This window comes from Bacillus sp. FSL K6-0042 (assembly GCF_038006685.1).
Classification (GTDB): domain Bacteria; phylum Bacillota; class Bacilli; order Bacillales; family Bacillaceae_G; genus Bacillus_A; species Bacillus_A pseudomycoides.
The window spans coordinates 1117622-1136689 of sequence record NZ_JBBOVS010000001.1; the positions used below are offsets into that span (position 1 = coordinate 1117622).

Consider the following 19068-nt stretch of genomic DNA (forward strand, 5'->3'; position numbering starts at 1 on the left):
GTAAAAAGATGACGGAGGGATTTGATGTTACACAAAACATCTCAATTTATGATAAAACTTTCATCAATTGTTTTATCACTTTTACTACTATTAAATCTACCTTATTTATTTATCACTCAAGGTGGATTCACCTTTCAACCAATTCAATTTTTCAAACAGATCTTTACTATGTTAAAACAGGTTTTCTCTCCCGAGTCTCTTGTAGTTCTATCATCAGAAGCGAAGTTCGGTAATTTCAAAAAAACACCATTATTTCCAACCGTATTAGAACCTTACATATATTCATTTACTGTTTTGTTTGTAGCTTTCGTTCTTGCACTCTTTATTTCATCTAGCATGGCGTTTTTCTATTTTTTAGCAAAGGATTCTATCAAAAAGTGGATTAACAGATTTATTTTTGTATTAGAAGCTATCCCTGATATGATGATGATGATTTGTTTACAAATGTTTTTCATTTGGTTCCTTCAGAAATTCGGGGAATCTCCTGTCACAATTATTTCTTTTAATGAAAATCGAGCTTATTTACTCCCTATTTTATCTTTAGCAGTCTTACCTACATTACAAATGTTTCGCATGATGATTTTATATATAAAAGAAGAACATGGAAAACAATATGTAGAGGTTGCTTACGGAAAGGGCCTTTCATCAAGTTATATACTATGTATCCATTTATTCAAAAATATATCCATTCACTTCTTCCACCATTTAAAAACAATTTTTGTTTTCTTACTTTCTAACTTGTTCATTTTAGAATTTATTTTTAATATGCAAGGTATCATTCAATTTTTATTTAAGAAGGCTTTTATTTCACCTCCCTCTACATTTATCATACTTATCATGATTATCTTACCGTTTTATATTATTTTTCAAATCACTTCTTTTATGATAAATAGGTGGCAAAAACAAATGAAAGGAGAAACTCTATGAGGTCTATTTGGAAATCAAAACGCTTTTTAATCGGATTCATTTATCTTTTTGTACTACTTACAGCTAGCTTTATTTATAGTTGGTTCTTTAAAGATAGCATACCAGAAGCACCTCTATTGCTTTACAATGACAAGAATGAATTAATTGGCAAGGCACCCTTTTCACCATCTTTAATGCCACCTTTTGGCTCTGACCGTTTTGGAGAATCTATTTTCTTACAAATTTTAGACGGGGCAAAATTCACAATTTTATTTGCTGTCGGAATTAGCTTATTACGTATTTTATTTGGAACATGTGTAGGTATCCTATTAAGTTTATACGCTGCAAAATGCAAAAGATTTTTCCAAGCATGTTCAGAAGTATTTTATTATATTCCCACTTTATTTATCGCATTTATACTCATCACACCGGCTAATATTGTAATCACATCAAATGCGGATCGGCTAAGTCCAAATATTCCATTTACACTTTATCAAGCTATCATACTCATTTTCATTGCTCTACCTACAATTTCTTTATATATTTCATCAGAAGTTGATGAGTTTATGAAGCAAGATTATATAATGAGCTCACAATTAATGGGGGCAAGCCGTTTTCATATTATAAAGAAACATTTGCGTGTCTTATTATTAGACCGAGCATTTGTTTTATTTATGGAGCATATTGTCCAAACACTTATACTTATGATCCATCTAGCATTACTTAACATTATAATCGGTGGAATACAACTGAAAGAAATGGATCTAGGTGAGTTCAAACCTGTTTCACTCTCAAATGATTGGGCAGGCCTTATTGGATTAAATCGTTATGAAATGAATCTTTCATTATGGATTATCTTTTATACACTCGTCACATTCTTTATTACTATACTTTTCATTAAACTCATGACTATTGGAATTCAAGATGCCCTAAAAACAAGAAGTTCACAAGCAGTAATGGTGCAACCTGTTCAAGACCAAAAAATATATGTAAAAAAGAAGGATTCTTTTTCATTTGCTTCTTTAGAGGAAAGAAAACGTTCTTCGTTACATTTGTAAAAAATGATTGAACTTATACAAGAGAAAAACTATTTGTTAATCTATGCCTTTTATATTAATGCATCAATAGTTCCAAGAAGAAATAGGCTGGAGTCGTAACGATAAGAGAGACGTATTTCAAGCAAGCTAATAATGTCTCTTATACACCCATCTATTATTGACAACAGATGTAGCGAATGTGATCAAGGAATTTCCCACGCTTTTTTCTAAAACTGAACGGCTAAAAAAGACAAGGTTCCTAAATTTGAAGCCTACCTTCAAGCAAAAACAGAAATACGCGAAAATCTCGGTAAAGAGTTTGCAGATTGTTTAGCTTATCTATGCAAACTAGCTAATTTTTTTGAGTTCAACTTAAAAGATGAGCTTCACAAATAATTAACCGAAATACAAATTCGCTCTCAAAGCCTACAACATAAAGTGAAACTTTAATCAGTGGGGGTTTTCTTCATCCCCCACTGATTATTAGTTGAACGAATCGGGCTTTTACGGGCAGTTTATCCCCCACCTAACTTCTTTGCTTTTTCTGAATTTTGAGGTGGGGGTATTACTGCTCGTTAATGCGGGATAAAAAATAGGGGGATAAGTTCCCCCTATTTTCTTTCATTAGCTAAATGTCTTAATCTTCTTATCACATTTAGAATCTACTATTTTTCTTCTCTATTGTAACTCTTTACGAAAAGAATAACTTACCTTATCATATCCTTCTCTTTCATAAAATCTATGTGCATCACTTTGGTGTGTCAACACGAAACTAGACAATTTTTTTAAGGTGCTCCTGCCTGTACTGAACAGGGCTCAAATAGCCTAATGTGCCATGGATTCTAACATTGTTAAACCAGTTTACGTAGTCGTTCAATTCTAAAATCAATTCTTCTAAACTTGTGAAATGACGATCGCGAACGAACTCTGTTTTAAAGATTTTGTAGGTTGCTTCCGCTACCGCATTATCATATGGACAGCCTTTCGCACTTAATGAACGCTGGATTTTGAAGGTCTCTAACGTGTCATGGATCAGCTTGTTTTTGAACTCATTTCCTCGATCTGTATGAAATAAGGTAATCCGATTTAAGTTTGTTTTCACCGTTGCGAAAGCTTGTGAAACAAGCTCGGCATCTTTCTTTTGGCCTGCGCTATGGCCTATGATTTCTCGATTAAAGAGATCGACTAATAAACATACGTAATTCCACTTTTTGTTCACACGGACGTATGTTAAATCACTTACGACTACAGCCAGCTCTTCTTGTTGGTTGAACTGACGATTGAGTTCGTTTGAAATGTTTTCTTCGTTACAGCTAACTCTCTTCGGCTTAAATTGTGCAATCGTATAGTTCGATACTAAACCTTGGTTCTGCATGATTCGCCCAATACGGCGACGTGAAATCACATATCCTACCTTTTTTAGTTCTACTTTTATCTTTCGTGTTCCATAGTTCTGACGGCTCTCTCGGAAGATTTCTTTCACGAGTGGTGACAATTCATCTACTGTATCTTGTGCTTGTTTGGCTTCATAATAATACGTTGCTCTTGATAATTGTAGGACATTGCACATTGCTGATATTGAGTATTTATGTAGGTTATTCTTCACTACTTTTACTTTCGTCCTAGTATCAGCGCTGCTTGCTTTAAAATATCATTTTCCATAAGAAGTTGTTTGTTTTGTTTTCTCAACGCTTCCAACTCTAGTTGTTCAGCGGTCTTATTATCTTTCTCTTTAAACGAGCCAGACGTATGATTTTGATTGATCCATCGATCCAATGATGATGGTGTTAATCCATATTCCTTAATGATGTCTTTCCTTGGTTTACCATTCTGATACAGTTGAACCATTTGGTGCTTAAATTCCGCTGTAAAGGTTCTTCTTTCTCTTTTATTGTTCGTCATAGTAGATTCTCCTCAAATATATTAGTTGTAGTCTACTTGACCTTAATTTTTTTGTCTAGTTCAGTGTAGCCTATCCACTTCTTGGAAACGCTGATGTAAGAACGATAGAACTGCAGCCCTTTTCTATCCCCCATTCCTCTATATACGACAGAAGAACCTTTCCATATCCTTCTGATCGATGAACCTCTGCCGTTACAAGATCATATACAAAAACATGTTTCTTATTATAGAAATTCGTACATACCGCTACCCCTGCAAGGCTTACCACCTCATTCTCTTCATTATACAAAGAAAATAATTGATAACGTTCCTCTTTCATCTGATGAAATAAAGACTGTGCTTCCTCTTTTGTAAGTGCAGTTCGTAATTGGTGTAAAACGGGTAATACCTCATCTAATTGCTCTTCTGTTTTTATTTCCTTAACATTCATCACGAATCTCCCCTAACTATTTATAAAATTTTCTAAATGTTATATTATTAGTATAAATAGAGACTGCCCTTTCCTTAAGTGGCAGTTCATTTCTTTTTTATAAGGTCAGCTTTAAAGGAGAGCGCATGCAATGGATTTAACCATTCCTTTACAATTAGAAAGTAAAACACCCATCTATATACAAATTTACGACTACATAAAACAAGAAATCTTAAAGGGAACGCTCCCTGCCAGAACACGTCTCCCTTCTCACCGAAATTTAGCATTACAACTTGGTGTTAGCCGCATTACAGTCGAATCAGCTTATCAGCAATTATCCGCGGAAGGCTATGTGGACAGTAAACCGAAGCGTGGCATATTTGTTACGGAAGTAGATGTAGATGTTATACCAAATAAACAACATGCTCCATCTTACCAATTTGAAAAAAAACAAACAGAACCGCTCTTTTTTGATTGTAGTCAAGGAAACATCGATCAAACAGCCTTTCCACTCTCAAATTGGAAAAGAGCACTACAAGAATGTTTACTCCAATATGAAAACGAATTATTTACAAAAGAAGATCCACAAGGAGAATATATACTTCGTACTCACATTGCAAAATATTTGTATCATGCTCGCGGGGTTCATTGCACACCTAACCAAATTATTATTGGAGCTGGTACACAGCCGCTTCTTTGGTTACTTGTTCAATTACTTGGGAAGCAAAAATCATACGCAATCGAAAATCCTGGATTTCACCGCGTAAAAGCTATTATTCAAAGCTGCGGCATTCCTTTTCATCCTGTTCCATTAGATGAGCAAGGAATGAACATTTCATCTCTCAATAATTGCAATGCGGACGTTGCTTATGTTACACCTTCTCATCAATTTCCATATGGCATGATTATGCCTTTATCAAGGCGGCTTGAGTTATTAAAATGGGCTAATGATCGCTCTGGTTATATTATTGAAGACGATTATGACGGGGAATTTCGCTACGTTGGAAAACCTATTCCCTCACTGCAAGGGCTTGATACAAATGAACGTGTTATTTACATGGGAACTTTTTCAAAATCATTTTTACCTTCCTTAAGAATGGGTTATATTGTTCTTCCAAATCATCTTTTGGATGCTTATAAAAACTTAGGTGGTATCTTCAAACAAACTGTTTCTAAAATACAACAGCTTGCTCTTGCTAACTTCATCCAAAAAGGAGATTGGGATCGGCACTTAAACCGCGTTCGTACATTATATAAGAAAAAACATCATAAACTAGTCAAATCACTTGTGAATCAAATGGGCACTGGTGTTAATATACTTGGGGATCAATCTGGACTTCACATTGTACTACATGTTCATAACGGCATGAATGAACAAGAACTCATTCAATCAGCTGCTGAAAAACATGTAAAACTTTACCCGTTATCCATATACGATTCAGTAAATAACTTACAAAAAGAAGCTCATGTATTATTAGGTTTCGGAGGGATACCGATTGATGCAATCGAAACTGTTGTAACATTATTAAAAGAAGCTTGGTTTACAAAAAAAAGCTGTTCCCTGCAAAAATAATTGCAAGGAACAGCTTTTTCACATACCTAATCATTTGATGTTTGCCCTGAACGTGATGAGATACCTGGGCGTTTTACGCCAGTTGTTTCCGTTGAATAAGAAGCTTCAATGATGGCACTTGAATCTACAGAGAGAACGAGATCTTTCATCTTCGGATAAATAAAACGGTTTGTAATACAGTAGATAATTCTCTGGTGCTCTCCTAAAAAACCACCTTCTCCATGTAGATACGTAACTGAAAGTTGTAACTCCTTCATAAGAAGTTCACCAATTTCTTTATTCTTACTCGAAATAATCATGACACTCTTGCCTTGATTAATGCCATCTAATATGAAATCAATCATCTTCGTAACAATATAGAAAATTGCAAGTGAGAACATCGCTTGCTCGATTGAAAACAAAATAGCGACAAATACAAAAATAACAGCATTTACAGCAAGTAAAAATGTACTAATCGGCACTTTAAAATGTTTGTTCATCCAGACCGCTAACATTTCTGACCCGTCAATTGCACCGCCCATCTTCACAACAATTCCAACACCAATTCCAAATAATACTCCACCATACAATACAATTAGTAATTCAGACGTTGTGATAGCCGGAAATGGCTTCAAATAAATTAAACCGAGAGTTGTTACAACATTTGCATAGGACGTACGAATAAAGAACTTTTTCCCCATTACTTTTGCAGTAAATAATAAGATAGGAATGTTAAGTCCTAAAAACACACCATAAAGCGGTAATCCAGCAACTTTATTCGCCATAATAGAAATGGCTGTTACCCCACCATCTACCAGTCCATTTGGTGCCAAAATCAACTCCAATGAGCCAGCTACAATAATCGATCCAATTGTTAATAAAACATATTCAAATATTTTTTTCATTGATTACCCCCAAAACAGATATATTTTCTTAGTATTATCATACCGAAAATTCTCTATTTTTTCAAAGAAATGGCTTTATTTACACAAATTCGACACTAATTTGGAAATTTTTATATATTCTATGTCTAAATAATATATAATGATTTTATTGAATTTTTAGAGAAAAGGAGTTTTCTTATGTTACAAGCCCTATTTACCTCCCCTATCCTATCTATAGACACATTACACCCAGGTTATGAAGATCATGCTTTCCGAAAAGGTTACGAAACAATTATGCCTCTTCCTAATTTAGAACAATGTAGGGCACCGTACCGATATTTAATTTATATCGATTATTATCCGTTCAAGGAAATGTGGATTTAGAGGAATGGCTACAACACCCCGCCTTTTTCTAAAATACTCTTAAGGAGATTACAATATGCAGATTCGAAAAAAGAAACGGTTATCAATGACTGAAATTCAGCACATTATAGATTTAGCTCATATTTGTAAACGAAAAGATGGCGTCGATTATCCATCAGACTTGCACGTCAATATTCTTAAGAATCGAAAAGAAAACCAGCTAAACGATTTTCTTTTTTATAACAATGAACAATTAATCGGTGTGTTAAGTATGTATGAATTTGAAAGACCGACGAAACTTGAATTAACAGGATTTGTCCACCCTCATTTCAGAAAACATAAAGTAGGAACTACTCTTTTGCAAACGGCCATGGAAGAAATACAACAACGAGATGTTGATGAAGTCTTACTCATTATAAACGGGGCATCAACCTCTGGAAAAGATTTTGCCAAACAGGCCCACTTACCATACTTATACAGCGAGTACGGTATGGAGTTTCAGTTAGACACACAACAAACAACTATACAAAAAAATACGATTGAGCTTATCCCAGCATCTACTGAACTATTTCCTACTCTTTTAGAAATCTCTAGCAGAGCTTTTGGTGATTCATTGACAAACACATCCTCCTGGTTACAAAAAATAATGTCTTCACCTACTCACCAAGTATATATTTCTCTCATTCATAAACAGCCAATCGGGACCATTACAGTAAATAAACAAAACGGATTTACTTCCTTATCCGGATTTGCTGTTCATCCTTCTTATCAAGGAAAAGGATATGGAAAAAGCATTTTGCAGTACATCATACATCAGCTATTAACTGAGGGAAGAACGAAGATTGAATTAGAAGTTGAAACTAAAAACGATAGTGCTCTAAAACTTTATAAACAGTGTGGTTTTGAGATTACAACAAGGTATGATTATTATAATTTACTAAAATAGAAAAGGACTGAATCTTAGCGATTCAGTCCTTTTCTATTTCATTTGTTTCTTAATATATTCACAACAGTAGTCGTTTCATCATTTTCTTTATATACACGTGGGATTCTTCGATCTAGCATACAAGTCACTTCATAATTAATGGTACCTAATATATCCGCGATTTCTTCTACAGAAATTTCTTCCTCACCTTGTCTACCGTAGAAAACAACTTCATCTCCTACTTGTACAGGCATTGCTTTTGTAACATCTAACATTAACTGGTCCATACAAACGCGCCCAAGAACTGGTACACGAATTCCATTAATTAACGCATGCCCCTTATTCGACAGCTGACGGTTATACCCATCTGCATAACCAATTGGAACAGTCGCAATCCATTCTTCTCCTGTTGTTACATACGTATTCCCATAACTTACACCACGATTTTTTTTCGCGTGCTTAATATGAGCCACTTTCGACTTCAATGATAGTGCTGGCTGTAAAGAAACAACTGTATGATCTACTTCTTTCGAAGGATACATACCATAAATCCCGATTCCAACACGAACCATATTTTGAAATGTATTGCTTAGCTCCATTGATCCAGCACTGTTTGAACTATGGATATACGGAAGATGAATACCCATTTCCTTCGCTGTATTTACAGCTTTCTCAAATAAACTGGTTTGCATATTTGTGTATGTTTTATTAATTTCATCAGCTGTAGAGTAATGTGTAAACATACCTTCTACTTCTATATATTTCATATTTTTTAGTTCTTCTAAAAATGGCGCAACCTCTTCTTCTTGTAAACCAATGCGACTCATTCCTGTATCTATTTTCACTTGAATATGCGCTTTCTTTTCAAGTTGCTTAGCAATTTCATTGATACCTTTTAGATCCTCTATTCTATATACCGTCATCATAATATCATACCCAATAGCATCTTTAGCAGCTTCCACTGGTGTATAACCTAAAACTAAAATCGGCACCGTAACTCCTGCTTCGCGTAGTTCGATTCCTTCATCTACAAAAGCAACTGCAAGTTGATTCACTCCTGCCTCAATTGCCGCTTTTGCAACTTCAACCGCCCCGTGTCCATACCCATTTGCTTTTACCGCTGCCATCATTGCAATATTTTTATCATTCACACGTTTTTTAAATTCTCTTACATTATGTTTTACAGCATCTAAGTTAATTTCAACAATTGTATCTCTTCCATATCTCGAACTCATGGGTCTAAACTCCTAACTCAATAATTGCTTTCCATTCTATTTCTCGTTTAATTATGACCTTTTACAATATAATACTTTTCATTTTCCTAGTCAAACTACTAGAATTTTCGGAATTTTGAATATGATTTAATACTCCTAAGACACTATTATATACGGAGATGAGGAGAATTACAATGTTTGCTCAAGCTACATTAATCGACTTTAAGCCTCATCAAAAATAGATTCATTGTTAATGAAAAGAGAAGAAATCAGTCCTACAAAGAGTATTAAGCCTATTAAAATAAAAGTTAGATGGAGCGTATCACCATCTAACTCTCTTACTTTCGCTCTACAAACAAAAAAGTAATTCTTATTTTTAATAAGAATTACTTTTACAGGCTGTGGAGAAAGTCTTCTCCACGGCCTTTTTTTGTGTCTGAGCCTCTTTTAATCTGTCAACACTGATAAAAAGAGGAAAAGGAGCGATTTTATTATGATGGGTGCATTGAAAAATCATCGCAATGAGTGCGTATCAGTTTCTGTTGAAGAGTTAGTTCCTCAAGATCATTTTCTTCGTGCAATTGAGGCAACAATTAATTTTGATTTTATTGAGGAAAAGTTACGTCCCTATTATTGTGAAAATAATGGACGTCCTTCTATTCATCCTATCGTTTTATTCAAAATGATGTTTATTGGCTATTTTTACGGTATTCGTTCTGAGCGTCAATTAGAAAAAGAGATTAAGATGAATATTGCATACCGGTGGTTTTTAGGGTTTTCTTTATCAGATCCTGTTCCTGATCATTCAACAATTAGCTGGAATCGTCGTACTCGTTTTCTTCATACAAATATTTTTGAAGAAATCTTCGAGGGAATTGTACGTCAAGCGATGGAACATCGCATGGTAGGAGGACGTGCGTTGATGACAGATTCCACACACGTAAAAGCAAACGCAAATAAAAACAAATTTGTAAAAAAAGTAAAAGAAGAACGCCCGAAAGCTTATATAGAAGAGTTAGAAGCAGCAATAACGGAAGATCGAGAAAAACATGGAAAAAAGGATTAAAACCTAGAAAGGAACGTGATACCCCAATCAAAGAAACACGTGTAAGTACAACGGATCCTGATAGTGGCTTTTTAATGAGAGATGGAAAACCAAATGGTTTTCATTTCTTAGACCATAGAACAACTGACGCAAAATATAATATTATTACAGACACTTTTATTACGGCTGGAAATGTAGTGGATTCCGAGCCGTATTTAGCACGCCTGCAAGTGCAAATTGATAAATTTGGATTTGCAGTAGAAGCGGTAGCGCTTGATGCAGGATATTTTACAAGCTACATTTGTAAAAAATTATCGGAACAGAATATATTTATGGTGATGGGGTATCGCCGATTTGGAAAACGAAATAAAGACGTACCAAAAAGCCAGTTTAAATATGAAAAAGAAACAGATGTATTTGCCTGTCCAATGGGATGTATTTTAGAATATGCGACAACTGATCGAGAAGGATATCGCCAATATAAGTCTAATCCAACAGACTGTGTAGTTTGTCCGTTGCGTGACAAATGTTGTTCAGTGAAACAAAAGCAGAAAGTTCTTACTCATCATATTTGGGAAGAGTATAAAGATATCGCCAGAAAAAATAAGTTAACCCGTACAGGAAAAAAATTATATAAAGTACGGTGTTCTACGATTGGACGAAGCTTTGCGGATGCCAAAGAATTACATGGCTATCGATACGCTCGGTTCAGGGGGCTAAAGTCTGTCCAAATGCAGGCTTATCTCACTGCAGCCTGCCAAAATATGAAAAAAATAGCCCTTCATCTGACCAAAAAGGGTCAGGTGAAGGGCTATTTTTTGTATTTCTATCATTTTTTACTGTTTTCGTTCACTAAAATACTAAAAAACTTCAGAGTGTCGGAAACCCTAAAGGGTTTCCCAACACTCTGAAAAAAGTAATTCTTATTTTTAATAAGAATTACTTTTACTCAACAACACTATTTTTCTTCTACATTACCTTTTACCTTTCCTCCGACACCCCAATGCGAACCCGGAATCTCATTTACTAGTACACGTACACGTTCAGTCTCCACGTCCAAACTTTTTGCAACTGCATCTGTAACATTTGAAATGAGATTTTGAATCTGCTCCTGTTTTCGACCCTCAATAACTTGAATTTGTACAATTGGCATACCCATCTCTCGCTTTACTCTTTATTCACAAAACATCAATACACTACCCAACCCTTCAAACTGCGCAATAATAGCGTCACCAGTTTTGAAAGCAACCGCTTCAGATAATGCCCCACTTAGCACAATATCACCTTTTTTCAACCCTTCATTTTGTAATCCAAGTTTATTTACCGCCCAAGCAATTGCCGTTGCCGGATGTCCAAGTACAGCTGCCCCTGTGCCAGTTGTCGCCGTTTTACCGTTTTTCGACATAACCATTCCAACATTAGCTAAGTCTATTTCCTGAGCGTTAATCCATTTGCTTCCTAATAGAAATTTTGAGGATGAACAATTATCTGCAATTACATCAGGCAATGTAAATTTAAAATTCAAATAACGACTATCAATAATTTCCAAAGCTGGCGTAACATATTTTGTTGCCTTTAATACATCATCCGCTGTAACGCTAGTACCCTGTAAATCATCTCCCATTAAAAAGGCAATCTCTGGTTCTACTTTTGGATGAATCAACGTTTCATACTGCACAGGTTCCCATTCAAACGCTAACATATCATGTAATAAATAACCGTAAATTGCTTCCTCAATCCCCATCATTTGTTGTTTCGCTTTACTCGTTAACCCAAGCTTTACACCAACTCGTTTGGATCCTTCTTTCATCTTTTGTTCAACTAATTGTTTTTGCAATATGTAAGCATCTTCTACTGTTAAATCCGGATGCTGATCTGTTACCTTTACTACTTCTTTTCGTTCCCTCTCCGCCTGAAGTAAATATTCAATAATCTCTGAATCCGCTCCTTTAACTAAAGCCATATTTTACACCCCCGTTTTTATCTTTGCTAATTCAGCTGCTACATCTAAAATCATATCTTCTTGCCCACCAACTACTTTTCTCTTGCCAAGTTCTATTAAAATATCACGAGCATCTACACCAAATCTATGAGCAGCTCTCTCAGCATGTAGTAAAAAGCTTGAATATACACCAGCGTATCCCATGACAAGACTACCTTTTTGAATTTCTTGTGGTCCTGGTAACAGCGGTGCAACAATATCCTCTGCCAAATCCATCATTTTATACAAATCTACATCTAGCGTATATCCCATCCGATCCAATACAGCTAACAATACCTCTGTTTGCGCGTTCCCAGCTCCAGCTCCAAGGCAGCGGACACTTCCATCAATACGGGTTGCTCCTTCTTCAATTGCAGTAATCGTATTCGCTACTGCAACAGAAAGGTTATTGTGGCCATGAAAGCCGATTTCAATATTTAGGGATTGACGTAATGCCTGGATACGTTCACGTACTTCATGAGGCAATAAAGCTCCAGCTGAATCTGTTACATAGACAGCTTGTGCCCCGTAACTTTCCATAAGTTTTGCTTGTTCTACCAATTTCTGTATCGGTGCCGAATGTGCCATCATTAAAAAACCACACACTTCCATACCCAATTCTCGTGCAAAATGAATATGTTGAGCGGAAACATCCGCTTCCGTTACGTGGGTTGCTATACGAACAAGTCTTGCTCCAATGCTTTCTGCTTGTTTTAATTCATGGACAGTGCCAATACCAGGAATAAGTAACACAGCTACCTTTGACTGTCTACATTCTTCCACTGCCGCTTCAATGAGTTTCATTTCATCTACTAACGATTTTCCATATTGCAAAGTGGAACCACCTAATCCATCCCCATGACTAACTTCAACATAATGCATACCAGCCTCATCTAACGACCTAGTTACAGACCGAACTTGTTCCTCTGTAAATTGATGCCTCATTACATGACTTCCATCACGCAAACAAACCTCAGTTATTTTGATTGGCATATCACTATTTCTTTTCACTCATCATACCTCGCTTCTGCTCTCCAATTATTCGAGATGCAAATCCTTCACCAACTTTTAATGCCGCTGCTGTCATAATATCTAAATTCCCAGCGTAAGGAGGAAAGTAATCCCCGGCTCCTTCTACCTCTAAAAATACAGTCACACGGTTTCCATCAAACATTGGCTCTTGTTTTAAAGAATATCCTGGAACGTATGACCTAACTACTTCAACCATCTTACAAATTGCTTGCCCAATAATGAATTCATCCATATGCTTAACTTCGCAATATACTGTATCTCTCATTAAAATAGGAGGATCCGCAGGATTTAATATAATAAGTGCTTTCCCGCAATCTGCTCCACCAAGCTCTTCAATCCCACGTCTTGTCGTAATCGTAAACTCATCAATATTTGCCCGTGTACCTGGACCTGCACTTAAACTAGAAATCGTAGCAACTATCTCCGCATACGTAACGTCCGCTACTTCATTGATTGCATGAACAATTGGAATTGTTGCCTGCCCACCACATGTAATCATATTGACATTTCGCATTTCTACATGAGTACCATCTTGTATAGCTGGACAAACAAATGGGCCACATGCTGCAGGAGTCAAGTCAATCACTAGCTTCCCAAACTCTCTTAAGACTTCCGCGTGACGAATATGAGCTTTGGCTGAAGTTGCATCAAATACAATATCTGCTATGCTAGGATTCTCAATAATTGCTTGTATACCATTATCAAAAATCTCATATCCTTCTTCCTTCGCTCGCTTTAATCCGTCTGATTCAGAATCTATCCCTATCATAGCAGTCATTTCAATTACTTCACTTCTTCTTAATTTATACATTAAATCCGTACCAATATTTCCGGAACCTATAATAGCCGCCTTCACTTTCCCCACATATATCCCCTCCTTTTCACACAACTATAAAACTATACAAATTTAATAGAAACCGAACCAAGAGATCCGAAATCAGCTTGAATTACATCATTACATTGAACTGAAACAGCGCCCGATAATGCACCTGGCAAAATTAATTCCCCTGCCTTCAATGAAATATGAAATCCACTAAGTTTATTCGCTAGCCAAGCAATCGCTTGTGCAGGATGTCCTAATGCCGCTGCTCCTGCTCCAGTAGCAATTAAACTATTATTTTTATAGAGCGCCATTCCAGCCGTACGCAAATCTACTTCAGATACATTGGACATCTTTTCACCAACAACTACTTTTGCAGAAGAGCCATTATCTGCTACTGTATCGACAAGCTTAATCTTCCAGTCTGCAATACGACTATCAATAATTTCAAGTGTAGGTACAATATATTTCGTTGCCATTAGCACATCTACATATGTAATATTAGGTCCATTCAAATCCTCAGCTAAAACAAATCCGATTTCCGCTTCTACTTTTGGAGATACAAACGAATCTATCGAGATTACACTTCCACTTTCTACTTTCATATCATCTAGTAAATGTCCGTAATCTGGTTCATCTACCCCAAGCATTTGTTGCATTGCACTACTCGTAAGTCCAACTTTCTTCCCAATCACTTTGCGGCCTTGTCTTAACTTTCGTCCCACTACTTCGAGCTGAATGTTATACGAATCTAAAACTGATAGATTTGAATACCTTTCCGTGAAAGGCGAAATTGGCCTACACGTTTGTTCTGCCTGTATAAGTTCATCTGCTAATTCCTTTATTAACACTTGCATTTATCTCACCTCATTTTTAAAATCTATATTTAGAACACATCAGTGGAAATACCATTCCACTGATGTAAGTTTCACTTTATAATTTCATCGTAACTGTCTTTGCTTCTGTATAAAATTCAAAACTATGGCGTCCACCTTCTCGGCCAATACCACTTGCCTTAGAACCACCAAATGGGGTACGTAAATCTCGCACATACCAACAATTAATCCATAATAATCCCGAATCAATTTGCGAAACAACTCGTTGTGCTCTTCTAAGGTCATTTGTCCAAACAACTCCCGCTAAACCATAAATAGAATCATTTGCGATACGAATTGCATCTTCTTCTGTTTTAAATGGTATAACAACTAAAACTGGACCAAAAATCTCTTCTTGAGCTACACGCATACGATTATCGACATCATATAATATAGTCGGTTCATAAAAGTTTCCTTGTGCTAAACTCTCGATTCTTTTTCCGCCGTGGGCTAATTTTGCTCCTTCTGACAGACCTATTTCCACGTACTGATCAACTGTTTCTAGATGTGATTTTGAAACAAGCGCTCCCATATCTGTATCTTCATCAAGTGGATCTCCCACTTTTATCTTTTTCACCGCTGTTACAAATTTCTCTAGAAACTGTTCATATATGCTTTCCTGTACAAGTAATCTTGAACCAGCTAAACAAATTTCTCCTTGATTCCGATAAATTGCTTCAATTGATCCTTGTACCGCTTCATCTAAGTCAGCATCTTCAAATACAATGTTTGCTGATTTCCCGCCTAATTCTAACGAAACTGGTATTAAGTTTTCTGCGGCATTCCGCATAATTGTTTTCCCTGTATTACTTTCCCCCACAAATGAAATACGTCTTACAGACGGGTGCATCGTCATTTTCGTTCCTACCGTACTTCCTGGTCCTGTAATAATATTAAGTACACCTGGAGGTAACCCAGCCTCGTTCGCAATTTCACCGAGCATGACTGCACTTAGCGGCGTGTAAGAAGCTGGTTTCACAACCACTGTATTACCAGCGGCTAGTGCAGCAGACGCCTTCCACGTCATCTGCATAAATGGTAGATTCCAAGGAATAATTAAACTTGTTACTCCTGCAGGTGCATATTTTGCATATGACATAAAGTTATGCTTATCATAATGTTCATGCACCATATACTTTGCCATTTCAGCAAAGAAACGAAAATTATGTGCCGAACGCGGAATATCAAAGTCACGACTCTCTTTGATAGGTTTTCCAACATCAAGTGTTTCTACATATGCTAACTCATCTACCTTCTCCATAATCAAATCTGACATTTTGCATAAAATAGCTGAGCGCTCTTCCACAGGCATTTTACTCCAGATACCACTTGTGAATGTACGCCCCGCCACGTCTATTGCTCGCTTAGTATCCTCTTCATTTGCTTGTGCAACAGAGGCAAGTTTTCTATTTGTCGATGGATTGAACGTATCGAACGTTTCGCCGGACATCGCATCGACATATTGACCATCAATAAATAACTTCGCATCTTTTACTTTCATTTTTTCAGCTAATAGTTCTTTATTCACACTCTTTACCTCCTACTCTACAATTTCTAAAACCATCTCGATTTCAATTGTTGTATTATTCGGTAGTTGAGCCATTCCAACAGCGGAACGAGCATGCTTTCCCTTTTCACCAAAAACATCTACTAATAAATCGGATGCACCGTTCATCACTTTTGGCTGATCAATAAAATCTTCTGTACTATTTACAAATCCAAGTAACTTCACAACTCGTTTCACCTTATTTAAATCACCGAGTTCATTCTTTACAACGCTTAATAAGTTCAACATAGATTGCCTAGCTGCCTTATATCCATCTTCTATTGATACATCTTTACCTAATTTCCCATGGCACTGGTCAACACCTTGTCCAGCAGTAAACAATAAGTTTCCGACCCTTACACAACTTACATAATTACCTACCGCTGGACGAATAGCTGGTAGTATGAGTCCCATTTCATTTAATTTACTCTCTGGTGTTTGTACTTTCTGCATATACTACACCTCTTTTTTTCATATCAATATTTAAGAAACTCGCTGCATTTCCGCCAAGCATAGCTTCCTTTTGCTCCTCTGATAAATCAAGTGTCTCGTCAATTACTTTACCTGGCTGAATTTCTCGTAGTAAAAACGGATAATCCGACCCCATAAAAATCTTTTCATGTCCAAATCGCTCTATCATATATTTAAGGTTGATAGGATCATAGTTTAAAGAATCGAAGTAAAATTTCTTTGCGTAATGGCTCGGAGGATATGTAGTTAATCTCAGATGTGGCCATACTTGCCACCCTTGATCTAATCGCGGCAAAATATATGGAAAAGAACCTCCACCATGAGCAAAGCAAATTTTCAACCTAGGAAACTTCTCCATTATCCCGCTCCATATAAGTGTGGCTGCGGCAAGAGCCGTTTCACTTGGCATTCCAACTGTATACATAAAATTATGATGTGGCATTCTATCACGCCCTAATGTTTCCCATGGATGAATAAAAATTGGGACTTGCCACTTTTCAGCCATTCGGAAGAATTCAATAAATGATGGATCATCTAAATTTTTCCCATTGACATTCGTGCCAATTTCAATTCCATGTAAGTTTAATTCTGTTATGCATCGCTCCATCTCACGAACTGCCGTTTCTCCATCTTGCATCGGTACTGTCCCTAACCCAACAAAACGATCTGGATATGCCAATACTGTTTCTGCAATAAAATCGTTTTGAATACGCGCCATTGCTTCAGCTTCTTCTGGTTTTGCCCAATAGGAAAATGTAACAGGAATTGGTGATAATACTTGTATATCAACACCTTCACGGTTCATATCTTCAATTCTTTTCTCCGGACACCATACTTGATCTGTCACATCGCGAAAGTTTTTCCCACCAACCATAATCGCAGCACCACATGTACAAGTGCGATTTAATATCGGCCAACGTCCACCACCAAACTTCTCCTCAAAATCCGGAAATGTTTCAGGAATAATATGTGTATGAAAATCTATTCGCACTTCCATTCCTCCACTTCTTCTGGCATAATATGTCCGCAGTTTTTACACGCACGAATTTCTTTATTTGAATTAAAACTATGAATTGCTTCTTTCACTTGTTTTTCAATATCGGTTAATTGAACCCGTACGCGATGCATTTCATGATTACACTCATCACAGAACCAAACAAAATCTTCAAGTTCTCCTTGGTTACGTTTCCTTTCAATTACTAATCCATATGTGTTTGCAACGCGGTGCGGTGAATGTGGCACCATGGCTGGTAACATAAACACATCTCCTTCTTTCACTGTAACAACTTCACGTTTCCCTTCTTCCGTAATACATTCCACATAACATTCGCCTTTTATTTGATAAAAGAATTCATCTGAAGGATCAACATGAAAATCACGTCTTCTATTTGGCCCTCCTAAAATCATGGCAATAAACTCTGAGTCTTGCCAAATTACCTTGTTATTTACCGGTGGTTTCAATAACTCTTTATTTTCATCAATCCATTTTAGTAAATTAAAAGATTGTAATGTTTTTGACATGTTTTTTCCTCCTTATAATTCATTCGCTTATATTGTTTTAAGAGGCCATCCTAATAAGGATTGAGACCTTTGTAATTCTCCTTGAAATAAGTGATTCCGTATCCTCGTTGATGAAATTCGTTCACCTTCTTCGCAGCAAACCTCTTCGACGATAGAAACATCAAAGTATTTCATCAGTAGCTCTATATCACCCTCGCGATTTTTTCCAAATCGAAAATCTTCTCCGACATAAATTTCAATTGGGCATAATCTTTGTAATTCTTGAATAAAGTAACTAGCCCTTCTCGTTACATACGACTCATCAAAACGAATAACAATTACATGTTCAACACCGAGCTCCTGAAATCGATTTAACTTCTCATTAATTGGCGTTAGCACTTGTGCTCCCTGAAAATAAGAACGTGGTGGTGGATCAAATGTATACACGACATTTGGAATCTGTAGTTCTTTCCCTTTTTCCACCGCGTTTCTAATAACGGTCTGATGTCCTTTATGCACACCATCAAACGCACCAATAGAAACAATCGATTTTTCCAATTCAGGTACACTATAATCATGTATATAAATGATTCTCACCTCTCTTTT

General features: G+C 36.4%; 19 protein-coding genes and 2 pseudogenes. 6 read left to right on the plus strand and 15 right to left on the minus strand.

Going from position 1 to position 19068, the window contains the following annotated elements:
- Window positions 1-24 precede the first annotated feature (24 nt).
- Both MHH45_RS05920 and MHH45_RS05925 read left to right on the plus strand, forming a co-directional pair.
- A complete protein-coding gene (locus MHH45_RS05920; protein WP_016114629.1) occupies window positions 25-927 on the plus strand; it encodes an ABC transporter permease subunit in 903 nt (300 codons plus the stop codon).
- The gene (locus MHH45_RS05925) at window positions 924-1964 is read left to right on the plus strand and encodes an ABC transporter permease (RefSeq protein ID WP_016114628.1); all 1041 of its coding nucleotides are present in this window, start codon (window positions 924-926) and stop codon (window positions 1962-1964) included. The genes MHH45_RS05920 and MHH45_RS05925 overlap by 4 nt, the downstream gene beginning before the upstream one ends.
- 657 nt (window positions 1965-2621) lie before the next feature.
- On the opposite strand, the pseudogene MHH45_RS05930 reads toward MHH45_RS05925, so the two are convergent.
- The 3 genes and pseudogenes from MHH45_RS05930 to MHH45_RS05940 all read right to left on the minus strand — a co-directional run.
- A pseudogene (locus tag MHH45_RS05930) lies at window positions 2622-2729 on the minus strand (GNAT family N-acetyltransferase); the annotation flags it as partial.
- Window positions 2716-3845, minus strand: a protein-coding gene (locus tag MHH45_RS05935) for an IS3 family transposase (RefSeq protein ID WP_088093830.1) whose coding sequence is annotated in 2 segments (ribosomal slippage) — window positions 2716-3590 and window positions 3590-3845 — 1131 coding nt in all. Because the reading frame shifts where the segments join, the coding sequence is not laid out codon by codon here. The gene MHH45_RS05935 and the pseudogene MHH45_RS05930, both read right to left, overlap by 14 nt.
- Before the next feature lie 79 nt (window positions 3846-3924).
- Window positions 3925-4275 (minus strand): annotated as a pseudogene (locus tag MHH45_RS05940) (GNAT family N-acetyltransferase); the annotation flags it as partial.
- 130 nt (window positions 4276-4405) lie between these two features.
- Between MHH45_RS05940 and pdxR the strand changes: the two are divergent.
- Complete coding sequence (pdxR, locus tag MHH45_RS05945; RefSeq protein WP_016114626.1) at window positions 4406-5827, plus strand: MocR-like pyridoxine biosynthesis transcription factor PdxR; 1422 nt, start codon at window positions 4406-4408, stop codon at window positions 5825-5827.
- A gap of 26 nt (window positions 5828-5853) precedes the next feature.
- Here pdxR and MHH45_RS05950 read toward each other — a convergent pair whose 3' ends face one another.
- Entirely contained in the window at window positions 5854-6711 is an 858-nt protein-coding gene (locus MHH45_RS05950) for a YitT family protein (protein WP_003197206.1), read from the minus strand.
- Window positions 6712-6888: 177 nt separating this feature from the next.
- Here MHH45_RS05950 and MHH45_RS05955 point away from each other — a divergent pair, with 177 nt between their 5' ends.
- Complete coding sequence (locus MHH45_RS05955) at window positions 6889-7074, plus strand: hypothetical protein (protein ID WP_016114625.1); 186 nt, start codon at window positions 6889-6891, stop codon at window positions 7072-7074.
- Between the two features lie 55 nt (window positions 7075-7129).
- Entirely contained in the window at window positions 7130-7999 is an 870-nt protein-coding gene (locus MHH45_RS05960; protein WP_016114624.1) for a GNAT family N-acetyltransferase, read from the plus strand.
- Window positions 8000-8037: 38 nt separating this feature from the next.
- Here the strand turns inward: MHH45_RS05960 and alr are convergent, their stop codons facing one another.
- Window positions 8038-9213: an alanine racemase gene (gene alr / locus MHH45_RS05965; RefSeq protein WP_016114623.1), complete on the minus strand. Its 1176-nt coding sequence runs from the start codon at window positions 9211-9213 to the stop codon at window positions 8038-8040.
- 472 nt (window positions 9214-9685) lie between these two features.
- On the opposite strand from alr, the gene MHH45_RS05970 reads away from it, so the two are divergent.
- Window positions 9686-11148, plus strand: a protein-coding gene (locus tag MHH45_RS05970; protein ID WP_340862107.1) for an IS1182 family transposase whose coding sequence is annotated in 2 segments (ribosomal slippage) — window positions 9686-10253 and window positions 10253-11148 — 1464 coding nt in all. Because the reading frame shifts where the segments join, the coding sequence is not laid out codon by codon here.
- Between the two features lie 47 nt (window positions 11149-11195).
- On the opposite strand, the gene MHH45_RS05975 is transcribed toward MHH45_RS05970, so the two are convergent.
- From MHH45_RS05975 to MHH45_RS06020, 10 genes are all read right to left on the minus strand, one after another.
- The gene (locus tag MHH45_RS05975) at window positions 11196-11396 is read right to left on the minus strand and encodes a 4-oxalocrotonate tautomerase (protein WP_255255003.1); all 201 of its coding nucleotides are present in this window, start codon (window positions 11394-11396) and stop codon (window positions 11196-11198) included.
- 15 nt (window positions 11397-11411) lie between these two features.
- A complete protein-coding gene (locus tag MHH45_RS05980; protein WP_016114619.1) occupies window positions 11412-12200 on the minus strand; it encodes a 2-keto-4-pentenoate hydratase in 789 nt (262 codons plus the stop codon).
- Window positions 12201-12203: 3 nt separating this feature from the next.
- A complete protein-coding gene (dmpG, locus tag MHH45_RS05985) occupies window positions 12204-13229 on the minus strand; it encodes a 4-hydroxy-2-oxovalerate aldolase (RefSeq protein WP_016114618.1) in 1026 nt (341 codons plus the stop codon).
- Entirely contained in the window at window positions 13216-14115 is a 900-nt protein-coding gene (locus MHH45_RS05990) for an acetaldehyde dehydrogenase (acetylating) (RefSeq protein WP_016114617.1), read from the minus strand. Before MHH45_RS05990 ends, dmpG begins: the two co-directional genes overlap by 14 nt.
- Before the next feature lie 32 nt (window positions 14116-14147).
- On the minus strand, window positions 14148-14927 hold the full coding sequence (locus tag MHH45_RS05995) for a 2-keto-4-pentenoate hydratase (protein WP_016114616.1): 780 nt from the start codon (window positions 14925-14927) through the stop codon (window positions 14148-14150).
- A gap of 76 nt (window positions 14928-15003) precedes the next feature.
- The gene (locus MHH45_RS06000; protein ID WP_077294363.1) at window positions 15004-16473 is read right to left on the minus strand and encodes an aldehyde dehydrogenase; all 1470 of its coding nucleotides are present in this window, start codon (window positions 16471-16473) and stop codon (window positions 15004-15006) included.
- 12 nt (window positions 16474-16485) lie between these two features.
- Window positions 16486-16944 carry a RidA family protein gene (locus MHH45_RS06005; RefSeq protein WP_077294366.1) on the minus strand — a complete coding sequence of 153 codons (459 nt, stop codon included), beginning with the start codon at window positions 16942-16944 and terminating at the stop codon, window positions 16486-16488.
- A complete protein-coding gene (locus MHH45_RS06010; RefSeq protein ID WP_077294369.1) occupies window positions 16916-17959 on the minus strand; it encodes an amidohydrolase family protein in 1044 nt (347 codons plus the stop codon). The genes MHH45_RS06005 and MHH45_RS06010 overlap by 29 nt, the downstream gene beginning before the upstream one ends.
- On the minus strand, window positions 17944-18483 hold the full coding sequence (gene nbaC / locus MHH45_RS06015; protein WP_006094629.1) for a 3-hydroxyanthranilate 3,4-dioxygenase: 540 nt from the start codon (window positions 18481-18483) through the stop codon (window positions 17944-17946). The genes MHH45_RS06010 and nbaC overlap by 16 nt, the downstream gene beginning before the upstream one ends.
- Window positions 18484-18510: 27 nt before the next feature.
- Window positions 18511-19059 carry an FAD synthetase family protein gene (locus MHH45_RS06020; RefSeq protein WP_088094329.1) on the minus strand — a complete coding sequence of 183 codons (549 nt, stop codon included), beginning with the start codon at window positions 19057-19059 and terminating at the stop codon, window positions 18511-18513.
- Window positions 19060-19068: the final 9 nt, after the last annotated feature.

Bases quoted from the DNA above. Each gene is read 5' to 3' on its own strand.
- MHH45_RS05980 (WP_016114619.1), bottom strand. From the start codon at position 12,200: ATGGCTTTAGTTAAAGGAGCGGATTCAGAGATTATTGAATATTTACTT.
- pdxR (WP_016114626.1), top strand. From the start codon at position 4,406: ATGGATTTAACCATTCCTTTACAATTAGAAAGTAAAACACCCATCTAT.
- alr (WP_016114623.1), bottom strand. From the start codon at position 9,213: ATGAGTTCGAGATATGGAAGAGATACAATTGTTGAAATTAACTTAGAT.
- MHH45_RS05920 (WP_016114629.1), top strand. From the start codon at position 25: ATGTTACACAAAACATCTCAATTTATGATAAAACTTTCATCAATTGTT.
- MHH45_RS05950 (WP_003197206.1), bottom strand. From the start codon at position 6,711: ATGAAAAAAATATTTGAATATGTTTTATTAACAATTGGATCGATTATT.
- MHH45_RS06005 (WP_077294366.1), bottom strand. From the start codon at position 16,944: ATGCAGAAAGTACAAACACCAGAGAGTAAATTAAATGAAATGGGACTC.
- MHH45_RS05960 (WP_016114624.1), top strand. From the start codon at position 7,130: ATGCAGATTCGAAAAAAGAAACGGTTATCAATGACTGAAATTCAGCAC.
- MHH45_RS06010 (WP_077294369.1), bottom strand. From the start codon at position 17,959: ATGGAAGTGCGAATAGATTTTCATACACATATTATTCCTGAAACATTT.
- MHH45_RS05995 (WP_016114616.1), bottom strand. From the start codon at position 14,927: ATGCAAGTGTTAATAAAGGAATTAGCAGATGAACTTATACAGGCAGAA.
- MHH45_RS05975 (WP_255255003.1), bottom strand. From the start codon at position 11,396: ATGGGTATGCCAATTGTACAAATTCAAGTTATTGAGGGTCGAAAACAG.
- nbaC (WP_006094629.1), bottom strand. From the start codon at position 18,483: ATGTCAAAAACATTACAATCTTTTAATTTACTAAAATGGATTGATGAA.
- MHH45_RS05925 (WP_016114628.1), top strand. From the start codon at position 924: ATGAGGTCTATTTGGAAATCAAAACGCTTTTTAATCGGATTCATTTAT.
- MHH45_RS05955 (WP_016114625.1), top strand. From the start codon at position 6,889: ATGTTACAAGCCCTATTTACCTCCCCTATCCTATCTATAGACACATTA.